The sequence below is a fragment of the Serratia sp. LSHTC3 genome, assembly GCF_057197125.1.
The window spans coordinates 944,918-960,673 of sequence record NZ_JBXUNP010000001.1; the positions used below are offsets into that span (position 1 = coordinate 944,918).

The following is a 15,756-nucleotide window of genomic DNA, read 5'->3' on the forward strand; positions in this document are numbered from 1 at the left end:
AGTGATTACCGCAGTATGAAGGCGGTGAACAGCACGTCGCTGACCACCTGCTTCGGTTGTCCCTTAACCAGCGGCGGGCTGAGCACATCCTTAATCTGCGCCACCAACTGTTGCTTCCCTTGTTCATTGGCCAACTGGCTCGCTTCCTGGCGGGAAAGCAGCATCAGCAGACGGCTGCGCACTTCCGGCAGAAAATCGTTCAGCTGGCGGCGGGTACTTTCGTCCGGCAGACGCAGCGTGAGGCCGATGTACAGCACGCGATCCGGGTTGTTGTCCGGCGTCACCAGGTTGACGGTAAAGGTGTCGAGCGGCATGAACACCGGCGCCGCCGGCGGTTGTTCTTTGACGGCGGCCGGTTCGGCGCCGTTTTTATGCTGTTGCAGCAGCCACCAGCTGTAGCCCGCGGCGCCACAGGCGACGACGCTGATCAACACCAGCAGGATGACCAGAAGGGGGCGTTTCGGTGCTGCCGGAAGGGAGTTCTGAGACATAGCGAAATCTAATTCCTGTTGTTCCACCCGCGGCCGGCGAGGCGGCGGGCATCGCGCGCGGCAAAGCCGCACGCATGACATGTAAAGGTATTATCGCGTCTATTGTGGCGTGCAATAGCCTGAATAGACGCGCAAATGGGTGCCAGCTTGGGCGTTTGCGGCGGCTCAGGCGAAAATATCGACGCCGTTGACCGCGCTGGCCATACGCTGCAGCGCCGCCGGTGCGCTGACGCCCTCGGCGGCTGCGCCGTCAGCGCCATGATGTTCAGCATAACTGGAACGGCCCTGGCCGTTGGAAGCCTGCTGTTGCGCCTGCTGCCAGTGCGGGGTGGACTCGCCGCCCACGCTGCTCTGCCCCAGGTTGATACCGCTCTCCGCCAGCGCGTGCCGCAGCTGCGGCATCGCCGCTTCCACCGCCGCACGCACCTGGCCGTGCGCGGAGGCGATGTGCAGCTGCGCCTGCTGGTCGTCCAGTTTCAGCGTGATCTGCAAGGCGCCCAGTTCCTGCGGGTGCAGGCGCAGCTCGGCGCTCTGCTGGCCGTTGCGGTGGAACATCAGCACCTGTTGGTTCAACGCCTGCTGCCACTCCGGGCTGCCCAGCTGCGCGTTGAGCTGCGGAGCCGGCGGTGCCGTCACCAGCGCGCTGGCCGGGGCGGTCGTTTGCGTCGGGCTGGCGGCGGCCAGGGCGACAGCGTGATTGAGCGTCGGTTGCTGCTGCGCATCGCTCGCCGGCAGCGGCTGTGCGGCGTTTGCGCGTTCACCGCTGGTCGGCTGCGGGAGCGCCGCGGCAGCGTTGTCGCCATCGGTAGCCGGCGTTTTCGCGCCCGTCACCGCCGGGGCGGGGGCCGCCGACGAGCGCGCGGCGGTGTTATCACCGGCCGCCGCGATGTTCAGCAGGCCGTTGCCGGGCTGCAGCGCAGTCGCCTCGTCAGCGTTTTCCATCGGCAGCGACCGTTGGCCTTCGGCCGGTTGCGCCTGAGCGACGATCGCGGCCGGCAGCATGGCGTACAGCGCCTGCAGCGTCGCGGCATCCAGCTCTTTGGCGGCGACGATCGGCGGCTGCGCCGGTTTATCGCCGGCGGCGGGCGCATCGCCTTCAACGGCTTCAGAAGAAGGCGCGTCGGCTGAGGCTGACAGGTTCGGCAACAGGCCGCCGCGCTCGCCGAAGGTGGCCAGCAGCTGATTGAGCTGGTTGCGGCTCAGGGCCGGGGCGCGCTCCTCGTCCGCGCTCAGCGTGGCCGGCTGAGGTTTGCCATCGGCGGCGGGCGCGAAACGCGCGCCGAGCAGCTGGGCAAAAGCGGACGACAGCTGGCTTTCGTCCAGCGCCGAGGTCAGTTCGGTCAGACCGCCGGCGTCGCCGGGTAAGGCCAGGCCGGGCAGGGCGTTCAGATTCATGGGTTGATATTCCTTTGTGCGCTGCGTTGAGCGAATTCATCCATCAATTTTTGATCCCGTTTGTTCTCCTGCTGCTGCTCCGCGTTCATTGCGCGGGTATGCAGGGTTTCGAAAGCGTTCAGCCGCTGTTGTTTGTCTTGCCATTGCTTCACCGCGTGATCCACTTTCTGCCCCCACTGCAGCAGCTGCTGGCGGTGCTGGTCGATGGCCTGCTCCAGCGTGCCGATAAACTGCTGGTAGTTTTGCCAGCGTGAGCTGTCCATGCCGTCGCAGAGCGTATGATTCAGCTTCTGGCGGTATTCGTCCTGATAGTTGAGCAGCATCGACAGCTGCTGCTCCGCCGCCTGCTGCGCCTGCCGCACCTGGCCAAGCTGTTGCGCGGCTTGCTCCACCGCATCCTGCGCCAGATCGCGCAGGGTAATCAGGGGGGATTGTGATTTCATCGCTCTGCGCCTCTGTGACGTTAAACAATCAACTGCTGCAGCTGTTGACAGGCTTCATCATAGCCGCTGCGTTCGAAGATACCCTGCTGCAGGTAGGCTTCCATCTGCGGATACAGCGTCATCGCTTTGTCCAGCAATGGATCGCTGCCCGCCGCGTAGGCGCCGACGCTGATCAGATCGCGGTTGCGTTGATAGCTGGCCAGCATCTGTTTGAAGGTGCGAACCCGGCGATAATGCTCTTCGTCGATCAGCGACGTCATGGCGCGGCTGATTGACGCTTCGATGTCGATAGCCGGGTAGTGGCCGGCCTCCGCCAGCCGCCGCGACAGCACCACGTGGCCATCGAGGATGGCGCGCGCCGAGTCGGCGATCGGGTCTTGCTGATCGTCCCCTTCGGTTAACACGGTGTAGAAAGCGGTGATGGAGCCGCCGCCGCTGATGCCGTTGCCCGCGCGTTCCACCAGCGCAGGCAGCTTGGCGAAGACCGAAGGCGGATAGCCTTTGGTCGCCGGCGGCTCGCCGATGGCCAGGGCGATCTCACGCTGCGCCATGGCGTAGCGGGTAAGGGAGTCCATGATCAGCAGCACGTGCTGCCCGCGGTCGCGGAAATCTTCGGCGATGCGGGTGGCGTAAGCCGCCCCCTGCATGCGCAGCAGCGGCGACACGTCCGCCGGCGCGGCGATCACTACCGAGCGCGCGCGGCCTTCGGCACCGAGAATGTTCTCGATAAAGTCTTTGACCTCGCGGCCGCGCTCGCCGATCAGGCCAACGACGATCACATCCGCCTGGGTATAACGGGCCATCATGCCGAGCAACACGCTCTTACCGACGCCGGAGCCGGCGAACAGGCCCATGCGCTGACCGCGCCCGACGGTCAGCAGGCCGTTGATGGTGCGCACCCCCACGTCCAGCACCTGCTCAATTGGCGTGCGCTGCAAGGGGTTGAACGGCGCGGTGATCAGCGGCGCGCGGTAACCGGTTTCCGGTGAAGGCAGGCCGTCGAGCGGTTTGGCGCTGCCGTCCAGCACGCGCCCCAGCAGCGCCGGGCCGAGCGGCAGCTGTTTGCCGGCGCTTTGGCCTTCCGGCGCGATGCGGGCGTAAACCCGCGCGCCCGGCACGATGCCTTCCACTTCTTCCAACGGCATCAGGAACAACCGCTGGCCGTTGAAGCCCACCACTTCGCTTTCTACTTCCTGCACCTCACCGGCGTCGTGCCGTTCGATGAGGCAGGTCGCGCCGAGCGGCAGCTGCAGGCCGGTGGCCTCCAGCACCAGCCCGGTAGCGCGGGTCAGGCGACCGTAGCGGCGCACCGTCGGCGCGCGGGCGATGCGTTTTTCCAGCGTATCCAGAGAGCTCAGCCAGCGGCCGAGACGCGCGGTCATCAGACTTCTCCCGGTGCCGCCAGGCGGCACAGTTCATGCCAGCGCGTCGCCAGGCTGGCGTCGAGATCGCCTTCCTCGGCGCTGACCTTGCAGCCGCCCGGGTGCAGTTCGCCGTCCGCCAGCAGGCGCCAGCCGTGCAGACTGAGGGTGACCCCCAGCTGCTGCTCGACGCGTGGGTAGTCGTCCGGGTGGACCCGCAGCTGCGGCTTGCCGTTGAACATCGGCTCCTGCTGAATCAGCTGTTGGATCTGCGCGAGCAGGGCGGTGCCGTCGCACACCGGCGGCTGGCCCAGCACCTGTTTGGCGGCGGTCAACGCCAGCTGCATCAGCCGCGAAGCGATCACGCTGTCGAGCGCGTCCAACGTGTGCTGGAATTCGGTGACCAACTGCTGCCAGTGGGCGGTCAGCGGCTGTTGCTGCTGCTGCGCTTCCAGCAGCCCTTGTTGACGGCCTTCTTCCAGACCGGACTGAAAACCGGCCTCATAGCCTTTTTGCTGGCCGTCGGCATAGCCCAGTTGCTGGCCCTGTTGCTCCGCCTGCAGCCGCAGCGTCGCCAGCTGCTGCTGCAATTCGGCCTGCGCGTCCGGCGACGGATCGTCAAGTTCGAGATCCGGCAATGGCGGCAGCTCGAGAGCCGGTTTCTGTTCGCCCAAATCGTTGAGCGACCAGGGCTGCCAGGGCAGGGTGTTAATGCGATCAGACATAGGTGTCCTCGCCGCCGCCGATGATCATTTCGCCGGTTTCCGCCAGGCGTCTTACCACCAGCAGGATGGCTTTCTGCTCGTTCTCCACCTGCGACATGCGCACCGGCCCACGGTTGGCCAGGTCGTCGCGCAGGATGTCGGCGGCGCGTTGCGACATGTTCTTGAGGAACTTCTCGCGCAGCGGCTGTTCGGCGCCTTTCAACGCGATCAGCAGCGACTCGCCTTCCACTTCCTGCAGCAGGCGTTGGATGCTGCGATCGTCGACTTCCACCAGGTTTTCGAACAGGAACATCTCGTCGATGATCTTCTGCGCCAGCTCGCCGTCGTATTCGCGCATCGCGTCGATGACCGCTTCTTCCTGCTGGGTTTTCATCAGGTTGATGATTTCGGCGGCGGTGCGCACCCCGCCCATTTTGCTGCGCTTGAGGTTCTGGCCGTCGAGCAGGTTGTTCAGCACTTCGGTCAGCTCCGCCAACGCCGCCGGCTGCACGCCGCCGAAGGTGGCGATACGCAGCATCACGTCGTTGCGCAGGCGTTCGTCGAACAGGGCCAGGATGTCTGCCGCCTGGCCGCGTTTGAGGTGCACCAGAATGGTGGCGATGATCTGCGGGTGTTCGTCGCGGATCAGATCGGCGGCGCTCTGCGGCTCCATAAAGTTGAGCGTTTCCATGCCGGTGGTGGTCTCGCGCGATTCGAGAATGTCTTCCAACAGGCTGGCGGCGCGCTCTTCGCCCAGCGCCTTGACCAGCACCGAACGCAGATAGTCGCTGGCGTTGACGCTCAGCGCCGCGTATTGCTCGGCGTCGTCTTCAAACTCGGTCAGTATTTCGCCGAGCTGTTTGTGCGACACCTGGCTCATGCCGGCCATGGTGCCGCTCAGCAGCTGTACTTCGCGCGAGGAGAGGTGTTTGAACACCTCCGCCGCGCGATCTTCACCCAGCGTCATCAGCAAGATGGCGCTTTTGTCGGTTCCGGTCAGGCTCATATCTCGTTACTCATCCATTGGCGGATTACCAGAGCGACCACGCGCGGGTCTTTGTCAGCCAGATCGCGGATCCGCTGGCTCTGGACTTCTGCGCTGACGCGCTGCTGCGATTTGCGACGCTGCGCCAGCTCCTCGTTGCTCGGTTTGTTGCTGTCGGCCGCTTTGGCGGCAGGGGCGTTGGCGGCGGCGAGGGCGGCCTGTTGTGCGGCCTGGCGCTGTTGCAGCTGCGGCCGCACCAGTTTGCGCCACAGCAGCCAGGCCACCAGCAGCACCAGCAGATAGCGGCCCGCGTCGATCAGGCGATCGATAAACGACTGGCTTTGCCAGAACGGCAGTTCACCGCCGGTCACCTGAGCGTCGGTAAACGGCGTGTTGACCACGTTCAGGGTATCGCCGCGGCTGCTGGAGTAGCCCATCGCTTCACGCACCAGCGCTTCGATCTGCGCCAGCTGTTCTTTGCTCATCGGCTGCGGTTTGCCGTCTTTATCCGCGCCGAGGTAGTTGACCACCACGGCGACCGACAGACGCTGCACGGTGCCGGCTTTTTGCTGGGTATGACGGATGGTGCGATCGAGCTCGTAGTTGGTGGTCGCGTCGCGACGGGTATTTTGCGGCACGCCGCTGGCCGCCGCGCTGCGGGTGGTCGCGGCGTTTTGCGCGGTGGCGTTGGCGTTATTGCCCGCCGCCGGCTTGGCGGTTTCAATCGGCGCCGTAGGCGGAGCGCTCGGTTGGTTGGACAGCGCGCCCGGCACGCCGCCGACCTGCGGCCCGCCGATCTGCTCGCTCAGGCTGGTTTGCTGTGAGCGGATGGCGGCTTTATTCGGCTGCTGGTTAGGTTGGTACTGTTCATCGGTTTGTTCGCGCGTGGCGAAGTCGATCTGCGCCGTGACCTGCGCACGCACGTTGGCGCTGCCGACCACCGGGGCGAGGATCGCTTCGATGCGGCGCTGGAAGCCGTTTTCCACTTCGTTGGCGTATTTCAGCTGCGAAGCGTTGAGATCGCGCCCGGTGCCGTCGGACTGGGTCAGCAGGCGGCCGGCCTGATCGACCACGGTCACGTTGCCCGGCGGCAGGCCGGCGACGCTGCTCGACACCATATAAACGATGGCGTTGATCTGGCCGTCGTCCAGCGCACGGCCGGGTTGCAGGGTGAGCGTTACCGAGGCGGAAGGGGATTTCTGTTCGCGCACGAACAGCGAAGGTTTAGGCAGCGCCAGGTGAACGCGGGCGTTTTGCACCGGCCCCAGCGATTCGATGGTGCGCGACAGCTCGCCCTCGAGGGCGCGCTGATAGTTAATCTGCTCGCTGAACTGGCTGATGCCGAATTTTTCCTGATCCAGCAGTTCGAAGCCGACGGCGCCGCCTTTCGGCAGCCCTTGCTGCGCCAGGCGCAGACGGGTTTCATGCACCTTTTCCGCCGGGATCAGCAGCGCCGCGCCATTCTCGGCAAAGCGGTAAGGGATATTCATCTGCGTCAACTGGGTGACGATGGCGCCGCCGTCGCGGTCGTTCAGATTGCTGTACAGCACGCGGTAGTCGGGGCTTTTCACCCACAACAGCAGCGCGACGACGATCGCGATCGCGGCGGAAGCGGCGACCAGCAACGGAATTTTCGGGTTGGCGCGCAGACGGTTCCAGATGGCCTGCAGGCCGTTGTCGCGGCTTTCGCCGGCGGTTATCGAAGCACTCATTTTAGGTCTCGTCCTTCAATGGCGCTCACGATCCCGTACGGGCCGCTGAGCAGCTCCCTGCCAGGCTGATGAACGGTATGGTTAGCGTTGTGTGACAAAACAGACTCCCTGATACACATATCTTCTAAATAGCGGCGCTCCCATTTCTGGGCAGGCCATTATTCGCCTTATCAGACAATTCCGATTGCCCGATAAGCCGGGTTTTTTGCAGTTAATTAACCGCTTTAGGTCCGAAAACGCTGTGCTAGGGTGTGCATCATTGGAGAAGTGCAGGGTGAAAACGTCACCCGGCGAGACGAGAGGATTGAGGACCAGATGGCGATTCAGGGCATTGAAGGGGTACTGCAGCAGATGCAGACCATGGCGGTTCAGGCCGGCAAGATGGGGCAGAATGCGGCGCCGCAGGGCGTCAGCTTCGCCAGCGAACTGACCGCGGCGCTCGGCAAGATCAGCGAGACCCAGCAAACGGCGCGCAAACAGGCGCAGGACTTCGAGCTGGGCGCGCCAGGCATCAGCCTGAACGATGTGATGGTCGATCTGCAGAAATCGTCGGTCTCTTTGCAACTGGGCGTGCAGGTGCGCAACAAGCTGGTGGCGGCCTACCAGGACATCATGAATATGCCGGTGTGATGAACGTGCCGACTATTTTTCGGTGAAATTTGGCTCGGCGCTGTTACCTTAGAGTGACGGCCAGTCCGACAATGCTGAAGCCGCAGCGCCAACCGAGGAAAAAAAACCAGCTATCGAAATAGCTGGCTGAAGGTGCGATAAAACATTTATGTCATGTAGGAGCGTCGACAGCCGCTCGAGGTGGCGTCAACGCGATTATCATATTTGTTATATTATAACAAATCAATGCTGCCGTGCATTTGCTTCAGCCCGCCAATTCCGCGATCCGCTGGTGGGCGTTCGCCAGCCCCTGATCGCGGCCGTGCGGTTTCATGTCCAGCCCTTCGGCATAGATAAATTGCACGTCGCCGATCCCCATCAGCCCCAGCACCGAACGCAGGTAGGGCGTTACGGCATCCGTCGGATGCCCGGCGTGCATGCCGCCGCGTGAACTGAATACCAGCGCATTGACGCCTTCCACCAACCCCACCGGGTAGGTGGCGGTATAGTTGAAGGTCATCCGGGCGCGAGCCACCAAATCGAACCAGTTTTTCAACTGGGTCGGGACGTTGAGGTTGTACATCGGCGCGCCGAGCAGCAGCAGATCGCTCTCTTTCAGTTCGGCAATCAGCTGGTTGGAGAGCGCCACCGCCGCTTTGGCGCGTGGGCTGATGTTTTCCGCGCCGCGCAACGCACCGAACAGCTCGCCGTCCAATACCGGCAGATCCAATGCAGTCAGATCGTGTTCGACGATCCGATCTTCGTGTCCTTTCGCCTTACGCGCCGCCAGATAGCGGTCAATCAGGTTATTGGTCTGCGAGTCATTTCCCATAATGCTGGATTTGAGTACCAGTATTTTTTTCATGCTGCTGTCCTCTGACGGTCATCTGTGGTTTTCACCGGGGATTCGGAATGACTGCAGGTTATCATTGCTTGAGGTTCACCAGTGGTGATAGTTTTTCACTAAATTGATTCCATATTGGCAACATTAAGATGAAAAGCGATCTGAGTGCGCTGCCGGCCTTTGTTGCCGTAGCGGAAGGCGGCAGTTTCGCCGCCGCCGCAGAGAAACTGCATCTGACGCGCTCTGCGGTCAGCAAAATCGTGTCGCGTCTCGAGGCTCGGCTTGGCGTGATGTTGTTTATGCGCACCACGCGCAGCCTGAGCCTGACGGATGAAGGGGCGCTGTACTATGAGCACTGCCGGCAGGCGTTGGCAAACATTCAGGCGGCGGAAAACCAGCTCGACAGCGGCAAGATGCAGGTCAGCGGCCGGCTCAGAGTCTCGGTGCCGGTGCTGTTCGGCCATTTGTGCATTGCGCCCGTGTTGACGGCGCTGGCGAATGAGCATCCCTTACTGACGCTGGAGATTTCATTCAGCGACCGCAGGATCGATCTCGTCGACGAGGGGTTCGATCTGGCGGTGCGCATTGGCGAGCTGGCGGACAGCGGCAGCCTGGTTGCCCGGCGCTTGGGCGAACACGGCATGCTGCTGTGCGCCTCGCCCGATTATCTGCAGCGCTGCGGTGAACCGAGAACGGTAGAGGCGTTAAGCCGACATCAGGCGGTGGGGTATCTGCATGCCGGGGCCGTGCTGCCCTGGCAGCTTCGCGGTGAAAACGGCGAGCTGCGGCCGTTCAGGCCACCGGCCAAGATGATGATGGACGACATGCAGGGGATCGTCGATGCGGTGTCCGCCGGCGCCGGTATTGCCTGGCTGCCGGAGTGGCTGGTGCGCGAGCGGCTGATGGCGGGGACGTTGGTGGAGATCATGCGCGGTGAGCCCAGCCTCAGTTTCCCGGTGAACGTCGTGTGGCCCTATATGCCTTACCAGCCGCTTAAGGTGCGGCTGGCGGTAGACAAGCTGGTGGCGGAGCTGCCGGGAAAATTGGCGCTTGCGGCACCGTGGGTATCGCATCGCTAATGGCCGGTGCCACAACCGACTAATGTACCGAATAGAGGGCAGAAAATGGTGCTGTCAGGTTTATTGAATGCGCAGGTGACCGTTTATTATGACGTGATTAGTAGGGTTATTATTCGAGGCCGGTCAATGAGCACGAAAAGCGAATCCAGATGGCGTCTGATCAGTATTTTAATGTTGGCGCTGCTGGCGGTATTAATTGGCGTTCTGGTTAAACTGGACTGAAGTCTGACCAGACGATAAAAAGCCTGGCCGTTTTATTGTGCGGCCAGTAAACGCATCATCTCTTCTTCATTCAGTAAGGCTAACAGCCACAACCCCAACAAAATTATTGCCAGAGAAAATAATCGCTTTTCATTACGCATCATTTAATTCGCTGTTCGGCGGATGGGCGTTGCTTAGCGTATCTCAGTGGTGTTACAACCGTTAGGGACTTGTGTTAAATAAAGCCATTTTGTTGCGCGTCTATTTATGTTTCTCCGGCGACCATCGCCTCAACGCCCTGAGAACCGGGTTCCATAATCCTTTGATGGCCGCGAATGGCGGTAGGCGCGAAACCGAAGCGTTTGCGAAAACGTTCGGCGAAACGCGATGCGCTTTCATAACCCACATGTTGCGCGATGGCGGAGATCGGCCAGTCGGTCGACTGCAGCAGGGCCAGCGCGCTACTCATGCGCACGTCGATCATCAGATTGCGCAATGCGGTATTTTCCATCGACAGTTTGCGGCGCAACATCACTTCACTCATCGACAGGCTTTCCGCGACTTTGGCCGCCGTCCAAATGCTGTGCGGGTCGGTCGCCAGGCAGCGGCGCACGCGTTGCGTCAGATCCTTGGCTTCGTTGTGAATAAAGCGAATGCCGAATTGGGCCAGCCACAGCAGAATTTCCAGCATTTTGTGCCGCACGATGATGGTGGGAAAGCGTTGCCGCAGCGTCAGCGCCAGACCGGTGGTTTCAAAACTGTGCTTGAGGGCGCAGGGCAGGTTGCGCAGCGCCAGGACGGCCTCGAACGGCATCGGCGCCGGCGTTTCCTCCGCCGGAGGTTGGACGGTGAGCAACAGGGGATCGCAGGTCAGCAACTGGCAGCTGAATACGCCGTCTTCGGACGGGCCGTTAATAATGTCCACCGTTTGCCCGCCGTCGATAATCAACAGCTCGCCGGGATGAGCGACCACTTCGTGTTGTTGCCAGCGTACGCGCTTATGGCCTTGTTGTATCAGATACAGATGTGGTTGCTCAAAATAGACTGAAGGGAATAATAATTCAGTATGCTGAATGATGTGCGCTGAGGCGCCAATTCCAGGACAGAGATTAATTGTACGTTCCATCGATATTCATTTCGCAGCCATTATCTGAGAATATCTTTACGCTTTGATCAGCGTTGGAGCAACATTTTTCCATGGGCCGTGAAACACAGCGGCGTGTTTTATCTATCAAAAATCAATTTCCTGCTGAACAGAAAACGTCCGTGTCGGGATGATGTTTATCCATTAAAGTGAGAGCCAGGCTCGAAGCGCGCATTTTACCAATTACCCATAAACTGAATAATTCAAATGCCATAGATTAATATCCTAACGTAACCCGAGAGTAATAGGGCATAGTGCTATTTAATCCATTTTCGTCAGTATTGTCGATCTTATCGGACCTGTGGTTCCCCCAGCAACAGTGCACGATCATGAAACTGGCCGTAGGTATTGTTGACCACGTTCTGGCGCGTGGACTGTTCGATCAGCATCTTCAGCTCATCCATTCGCTGCTGTAACAGACGCTTGAGCTCGGTTTCGTTGTCGAGGATCTGTTGCAACTTATTGCGCAACATCTCCTGCAGCGCCATGGACGGGCCGGCTTGCCCGGTATAGGCGGCGGTTTTCTCCACCGCCGTCACGTAAGCGAATTCGAGCTCGACGAGCTCCTCCCAGCGCCCGGTTTGCGCCAGCGCGATCATCTGGCTGCTCAGGCTATAAATTTGTTGATAAGCGGCTAACAGCTGCTGTTGACGTTCCATTACACGGCGTCCTGCGAAGGTTGGTAGTTAGGGCCGATCTGGCGCCAGGCGTCGGCGATGTTTTCCAGCAGTTTAACCACTTCGGCGATCGCCGCTTCGTCGTTGTGCAGGTTGGCCTGCATCAGTCGACGCTTCATGTAGTCGTACAATGCTGCCAGATTTTCGGCGATCTCGCCGCCCTGCTGAGGGTCGAGGCCACTTTTCAGGCCGTTGTCGATGATATTGATGGCTTTGGACAGCGCCATGCCTTTGCCGGCGATATCGCCCTGGTTCATCAGGATGCGTGCGCGAAGCAGGGCGCTGAGCGCCCCGTCGAACAACATCACGATTAACTGGTGCGGGCTGGCGCTCATGGCGCCGCTTTCCAGACTGACCTGTGCATAGGCCTGAGTGCCGCTACGGTTATACATGCTGTTTTCTTTACCTTGTTAAAGGGTTACTTGAACTGTTGAGCCAAATAGTTACTGGTGCCGTTCATTTTCGACATCATGGTATCCAGCTGAACGAACTGTTGTTTATAACGATCGATGGTGTTCTGAATGCTGGCGGTGACCGTTGTGATCTGGCTGTTCAGGCGATCGAGGTTGGTGTTGATGCTTTTGGTCGAGTTCTCGATGATGCCGCCGGATTTGATGTAGCTCTGGATCTCGTTGTGGATCTCGGTGGCCATGCCGGTGTCTTTGCCGTTACCGACGAAGAAGTTGCTGACTTGATCCGGCTTCTCATCCATCGCTTTCTTCAGCTTGGCGCTGTCGATTTCCAGCTTGCCGGTTTTGGTGTTGGTGGAAATGCCGAGGTTGCCCAGGCCTTTTAACTCCGGGTTGTCCTGGGCTGCGCTCAGCGCGCTTTTGATCGACGACTGAATGCCGCGCAGGGTGTTGTCGCCCAGCAGCGGGCCGTTGGTTGGGTTTGGCGCTTCGCCAGTTTTCACCGGGGTGAACTTGGACAACGCGTTGAAGGTGTCCAGCAGCGAGTTATAGCTGTCGACCCACTCTTTGATCTTGTCGGTGGTGCCGGCGGTGTTGGTGCTGATCACCAGGTGTTGCGGTTCATCGGTTTTGGTTTTGGTTTTCAGATCGATGGTGACGCCTTGCAGGGCATCGCTGATCGAGTTGGTGCTGCGCTTGATAGCGGTGCCGTTCACCGTCAGCTCAGCATCCTGCGGCGCGACCGTCTGCTTCATGGCGGTGCCGGTGCCGCGGGTGGCGTTGTAGTTCAGGATATCGCCCAGTTGGTCGTCGTTATCGACCTGCAGAGAAATCTTGTTGTTTTCGCCGGTGGTGGAGGAGCTGACCGCCAACTGATAGTCGTTGTCGCCGACGCGCATGATGCTGGCGGTGACGCCGGCTTTGGCGCCGTTGATGGCGTCGCGCAGCTCAACCAGCGAGGTTTGATCGTCGCTCAGCGGGATTTTGGTTTCTTTCGGCGGGTTGCCGGCGGTAATGGTCAGGGAGCGGTCTGTCACGCCTTCAGCGCCCAACTTAGCGCCCTGGTCGCTGACTTTCGCCTGGGTGGTCAGGGTTTGCGCCTGCGCCAGTTTGTTCACTTCCACCACATAGTTGCCCGGCACCGCCTTGGCGTTGGTGGTGATCTTGAAGGCGTCGTGTTCGGTGGCGGTGGTGGCCTTGAAGAAATCTTCTTTCGCCATCTCTTTGCTGAGATTGTCGAATTTTTCCAGCGCGCCTTTCAACGTGCCGTAACCGGTCAGCTGGGCGTTGTAGCTGGATTGCTTGGTGGTGTAAGGGGTCAGGCGCTGTTGTTCCGCTTTGGTCAGCTTATCCAGCAAGCCATTGAGGTCGAGTCCTGAGCCGAGACCTAATGAACTGATCGTTGCCATGAGTAATTCTCCTTGATTATGACTTTATTCGCTTTACGCGTTATCGGCCCAGTGGTGAAAAAGTTTACCGAAAAAAACAAAAAAACGATGGCGCAATAGAGGAGGGAAAAAGCGCGTTATTTCCGCCATTGCAACGGGCACAAAAAATTTTAAAAAATTGCTAAAGGTTGTTAGGGGAGGGCCGATACCTGAGGGGACGGTGGTTGACGCCGTGGGCAAACAAGCCCGAACCTTTTAACCGTGTTGCGAAGAACGCAACTGACTCGTAAGGAAAGCAAACAATGGCACAAGTAATCAACACTAACAGCCTGTCTCTGATGGCGCAGAACAACCTGAACAAATCTCAGTCTTCTCTGGGCACTGCGATTGAGCGTCTGTCTTCCGGTCTGCGTATCAACAGCGCGAAAGACGATGCTGCGGGTCAGGCGATCTCCAACCGTTTCACCGCGAACATCAAAGGCCTGACTCAGGCTTCCCGCAACGCCAACGACGGTATCTCTCTGGCGCAGACCACTGAAGGCGCACTGAACGAAGTTAACGACAACCTGCAGAACATCCGTCGTCTGACCGTACAGGCGCAGAACGGTTCCAACTCCACCAGCGACCTGAAATCCATCCAGGACGAAATCACTCAGCGTCTGTCTGAAATCAACCGTATCTCCGAGCAGACTGACTTCAACGGCGTGAAAGTGCTGAGCAGCGATCAGAAACTGACTATCCAGGTTGGCGCTAACGACGGTGAAACCATCGATATCGATCTGAAAAAGATCGACGCTAAAGAGCTGGGTCTGGATACCTTTAATGTGACGACCAAAGGCAACAAAGTTGGTTCTCAGATCGCTGATGGCGCAACTATCAAGTATGACAACGCAGGTACCGTTGGCGATGCTAAAGTTGACGCATCTGGTCTGAAGGCGAATGAGAAGCTGGTATCAGGTTCTGATAAAGATGGCAAAACCATCTACATGGTCGAAACCACTGCCACCGACGGTAAAAAATCTTACGTTTCAGCGACTCCAACCTTCACTGCAGGTACTGGCGGTGCAGCTGATACCGTGAAATTTGCTGCAAGCACCACTGCAGTGGACATTCCTGATCCGCTGGCTACCCTGGACAAAGCGCTGTCTCAGGTTGACGGTCTGCGTTCTTCCCTGGGTGCGGTACAGAACCGTTTCGATTCTGTTATCAACAACCTGAACAGCACCGTGAACAACCTGTCCGCTTCTCAGTCCCGTATCCAGGATGCTGACTACGCGACCGAAGTGTCCAACATGAGCCGCGCCAACATCCTGCAACAGGCTGGCACCTCTGTTCTGGCACAGGCTAACCAGTCTACTCAGAACGTCCTGTCCCTGCTGCGTTAATCGTCTCTCCCGATTAACTGTCGCAAAGAAACCCCGCTTCGGCGGGGTTTTTTTATGCTCGCGCACCGCGCGGTTATTACATGGCGCAAATAAAGCCCGTTTTGTGCGACTGTTCAGCCGATTGGCATTCCGCCCCCTACGCATAATAGCGCTGACTCTCTTATCCGCAGGTTTAAGACATAGTGAGCGATCTGTATACCGCCGAAGGCGTGATGGACAAAAATTCTCTCTGGTTGCGCTACGTGCCGTTAGTGCGCCACGAGGCGTTGCGCCTGCAGGTCAGGCTGCCCGCCAGCGTGGAGCTTGACGACCTGTTGCAGGCCGGGGGAATCGGGCTATTAAACGCCGTTGAGCGTTATGACGCCCTACAGGGAACCGCCTTTACCACCTATGCGGTGCAGCGCATTCGCGGCGCGATGCTCGACGAGTTGCGCAGCCGCGACTGGGTGCCGCGCAGCGTGCGGCGCCACGCGCGCGAGGTCGCGCAGGTGATGCGGCAACTGGAACAGCGTTACGGCCGTCCGGCGAGCGAGACGGAAGTGGCGCAGACGCTGAACATCTCGCTGGATGAGTACCGTCAAATTCTGTTGGACACCAATAACAGCCAGCTTTTCTCCTACGACGAATGGCGCGAGGAGCATGGCGAGAACGCGGAACCGATGCTGGAAGGGCATGAAGAGGCCAACCCGCTGCATCACCTGTTGGAAGGCAGCCTGCGCCAGCGGGTGATCGACGCCATCGAGGCGTTGCCGGAGCGCGAAAAAATGGTGCTGACGCTGTATTACCAGGAAGAGTTGAATCTCAAAGAGATCGGCGCCGTGCTGGACGTGGGGGAATCCCGCGTCAGCCAACTGCACAGTCAGGCGATCAAACGGCTGCGCGCGCGGCTGGCGAACGATACCTGACGGCGGAGCGCCGCCCCCAACTC

The 15,756-nt window shown here is 59.9% G+C and carries 16 protein-coding genes; 4 read left to right on the forward strand and 12 right to left on the reverse strand.

Features of this window, described 5'->3' with window-relative positions:
• Window positions 1-5: 5 nt before the first annotated feature.
• From fliL to fliF, 7 genes are all read right to left on the reverse strand, one after another.
• On the reverse strand, window positions 6-491 hold the full coding sequence (gene fliL / locus AC2CGI_RS04525) for a flagellar basal body-associated protein FliL (RefSeq protein ID WP_015378245.1): 486 nt from the start codon (window positions 489-491) through the stop codon (window positions 6-8).
• Between the two features lie 165 nt (window positions 492-656).
• Entirely contained in the window at window positions 657-1,886 is a 1,230-nt protein-coding gene (locus AC2CGI_RS04530; RefSeq protein ID WP_021504083.1) for a flagellar hook-length control protein FliK, read from the reverse strand.
• Window positions 1,883-2,329: a flagellar export protein FliJ gene (fliJ, locus tag AC2CGI_RS04535; protein ID WP_004934783.1), complete on the reverse strand. Its 447-nt coding sequence runs from the start codon at window positions 2,327-2,329 to the stop codon at window positions 1,883-1,885. Before fliJ ends, AC2CGI_RS04530 begins: the two co-directional genes overlap by 4 nt.
• A gap of 20 nt (window positions 2,330-2,349) precedes the next feature.
• Window positions 2,350-3,711 carry a flagellar protein export ATPase FliI gene (gene fliI / locus AC2CGI_RS04540; RefSeq protein WP_004934781.1) on the reverse strand — a complete coding sequence of 454 codons (1,362 nt, stop codon included), beginning with the start codon at window positions 3,709-3,711 and terminating at the stop codon, window positions 2,350-2,352.
• A complete protein-coding gene (gene fliH, locus AC2CGI_RS04545) occupies window positions 3,711-4,415 on the reverse strand; it encodes a flagellar assembly protein FliH (protein ID WP_004934780.1) in 705 nt (234 codons plus the stop codon). The genes fliI and fliH overlap by 1 nt, the downstream gene beginning before the upstream one ends.
• The gene (gene fliG / locus AC2CGI_RS04550; RefSeq protein ID WP_004934775.1) at window positions 4,408-5,400 is read right to left on the reverse strand and encodes a flagellar motor switch protein FliG; all 993 of its coding nucleotides are present in this window, start codon (window positions 5,398-5,400) and stop codon (window positions 4,408-4,410) included. Before fliG ends, fliH begins: the two co-directional genes overlap by 8 nt.
• Entirely contained in the window at window positions 5,397-7,091 is a 1,695-nt protein-coding gene (gene fliF, locus AC2CGI_RS04555) for a flagellar basal-body MS-ring/collar protein FliF (protein ID WP_015378242.1), read from the reverse strand. Before fliF ends, fliG begins: the two co-directional genes overlap by 4 nt.
• A gap of 315 nt (window positions 7,092-7,406) precedes the next feature.
• Here fliF and fliE point away from each other — a divergent pair, with 315 nt between their 5' ends.
• Window positions 7,407-7,721 carry a flagellar hook-basal body complex protein FliE gene (gene fliE, locus AC2CGI_RS04560; protein ID WP_004934773.1) on the forward strand — a complete coding sequence of 105 codons (315 nt, stop codon included), beginning with the start codon at window positions 7,407-7,409 and terminating at the stop codon, window positions 7,719-7,721.
• A gap of 244 nt (window positions 7,722-7,965) precedes the next feature.
• Here the strand turns inward: fliE and AC2CGI_RS04565 are convergent, their stop codons facing one another.
• A complete protein-coding gene (locus AC2CGI_RS04565) occupies window positions 7,966-8,565 on the reverse strand; it encodes an FMN-dependent NADH-azoreductase (RefSeq protein WP_021504082.1) in 600 nt (199 codons plus the stop codon).
• Between the two features lie 128 nt (window positions 8,566-8,693).
• On the opposite strand from AC2CGI_RS04565, the gene AC2CGI_RS04570 reads away from it, so the two are divergent.
• Complete coding sequence (locus tag AC2CGI_RS04570; RefSeq protein ID WP_076740732.1) at window positions 8,694-9,623, forward strand: LysR family transcriptional regulator; 930 nt, start codon at window positions 8,694-8,696, stop codon at window positions 9,621-9,623.
• Window positions 9,624-10,089: 466 nt separating this feature from the next.
• Here AC2CGI_RS04570 and AC2CGI_RS04575 read toward each other — a convergent pair whose 3' ends face one another.
• The 4 genes from AC2CGI_RS04575 to fliD form a co-directional block, all read right to left on the reverse strand.
• Complete coding sequence (locus AC2CGI_RS04575) at window positions 10,090-10,950, reverse strand: helix-turn-helix transcriptional regulator (RefSeq protein ID WP_015378238.1); 861 nt, start codon at window positions 10,948-10,950, stop codon at window positions 10,090-10,092.
• A 308-nt stretch (window positions 10,951-11,258) separates the two neighbouring features.
• Entirely contained in the window at window positions 11,259-11,627 is a 369-nt protein-coding gene (gene fliT, locus AC2CGI_RS04580) for a flagella biosynthesis regulatory protein FliT (protein ID WP_033632765.1), read from the reverse strand.
• Window positions 11,627-12,037 (reverse strand): flagellar export chaperone FliS, encoded by a 411-nt coding sequence (fliS, locus tag AC2CGI_RS04585; protein WP_004934758.1) that lies wholly within the window; start codon window positions 12,035-12,037, stop codon window positions 11,627-11,629. Before fliS ends, fliT begins: the two co-directional genes overlap by 1 nt.
• Before the next feature lie 26 nt (window positions 12,038-12,063).
• Window positions 12,064-13,464 carry a flagellar filament capping protein FliD gene (gene fliD, locus AC2CGI_RS04590; protein WP_015378237.1) on the reverse strand — a complete coding sequence of 467 codons (1,401 nt, stop codon included), beginning with the start codon at window positions 13,462-13,464 and terminating at the stop codon, window positions 12,064-12,066.
• 281 nt (window positions 13,465-13,745) lie between these two features.
• Between fliD and AC2CGI_RS04595 the strand changes: the two genes are divergently transcribed.
• Window positions 13,746-14,828: a flagellin FliC gene (locus AC2CGI_RS04595; RefSeq protein ID WP_021504080.1), complete on the forward strand. Its 1,083-nt coding sequence runs from the start codon at window positions 13,746-13,748 to the stop codon at window positions 14,826-14,828.
• 182 nt (window positions 14,829-15,010) lie between these two features.
• Window positions 15,011-15,733, forward strand: a complete 723-nt coding sequence (locus AC2CGI_RS04600) for an RNA polymerase sigma factor FliA (RefSeq protein WP_004934752.1) — start codon at window positions 15,011-15,013, stop codon at window positions 15,731-15,733.
• The last annotated feature ends 23 nt before the right edge of the window (window positions 15,734-15,756 follow it).

What these genes read in the sequence shown, in the direction of transcription:
- fliL (WP_015378245.1), bottom strand. Translation starts at nt 491, where the DNA reads ATGTCTCAGAACTCCCTTCCGGCAGCACCGAAACGCCCCCTTCTGGTC.
- AC2CGI_RS04530 (WP_021504083.1), bottom strand. Translation starts at nt 1,886, where the DNA reads ATGAATCTGAACGCCCTGCCCGGCCTGGCCTTACCCGGCGACGCCGGC.
- fliJ (WP_004934783.1), bottom strand. Translation starts at nt 2,329, where the DNA reads ATGAAATCACAATCCCCCCTGATTACCCTGCGCGATCTGGCGCAGGAT.
- fliI (WP_004934781.1), bottom strand. Translation starts at nt 3,711, where the DNA reads ATGACCGCGCGTCTCGGCCGCTGGCTGAGCTCTCTGGATACGCTGGAA.
- fliH (WP_004934780.1), bottom strand. Translation starts at nt 4,415, where the DNA reads ATGTCTGATCGCATTAACACCCTGCCCTGGCAGCCCTGGTCGCTCAAC.
- fliG (WP_004934775.1), bottom strand. Translation starts at nt 5,400, where the DNA reads ATGAGCCTGACCGGAACCGACAAAAGCGCCATCTTGCTGATGACGCTG.
- fliF (WP_015378242.1), bottom strand. Translation starts at nt 7,091, where the DNA reads ATGAGTGCTTCGATAACCGCCGGCGAAAGCCGCGACAACGGCCTGCAG.
- fliE (WP_004934773.1), top strand. Translation starts at nt 7,407, where the DNA reads ATGGCGATTCAGGGCATTGAAGGGGTACTGCAGCAGATGCAGACCATG.
- AC2CGI_RS04565 (WP_021504082.1), bottom strand. Translation starts at nt 8,565, where the DNA reads ATGAAAAAAATACTGGTACTCAAATCCAGCATTATGGGAAATGACTCG.
- AC2CGI_RS04570 (WP_076740732.1), top strand. Translation starts at nt 8,694, where the DNA reads ATGAAAAGCGATCTGAGTGCGCTGCCGGCCTTTGTTGCCGTAGCGGAA.
- AC2CGI_RS04575 (WP_015378238.1), bottom strand. Translation starts at nt 10,950, where the DNA reads ATGGAACGTACAATTAATCTCTGTCCTGGAATTGGCGCCTCAGCGCAC.
- fliT (WP_033632765.1), bottom strand. Translation starts at nt 11,627, where the DNA reads ATGGAACGTCAACAGCAGCTGTTAGCCGCTTATCAACAAATTTATAGC.
- fliS (WP_004934758.1), bottom strand. Translation starts at nt 12,037, where the DNA reads ATGTATAACCGTAGCGGCACTCAGGCCTATGCACAGGTCAGTCTGGAA.
- fliD (WP_015378237.1), bottom strand. Translation starts at nt 13,464, where the DNA reads ATGGCAACGATCAGTTCATTAGGTCTCGGCTCAGGACTCGACCTCAAT.
- AC2CGI_RS04595 (WP_021504080.1), top strand. Translation starts at nt 13,746, where the DNA reads ATGGCACAAGTAATCAACACTAACAGCCTGTCTCTGATGGCGCAGAAC.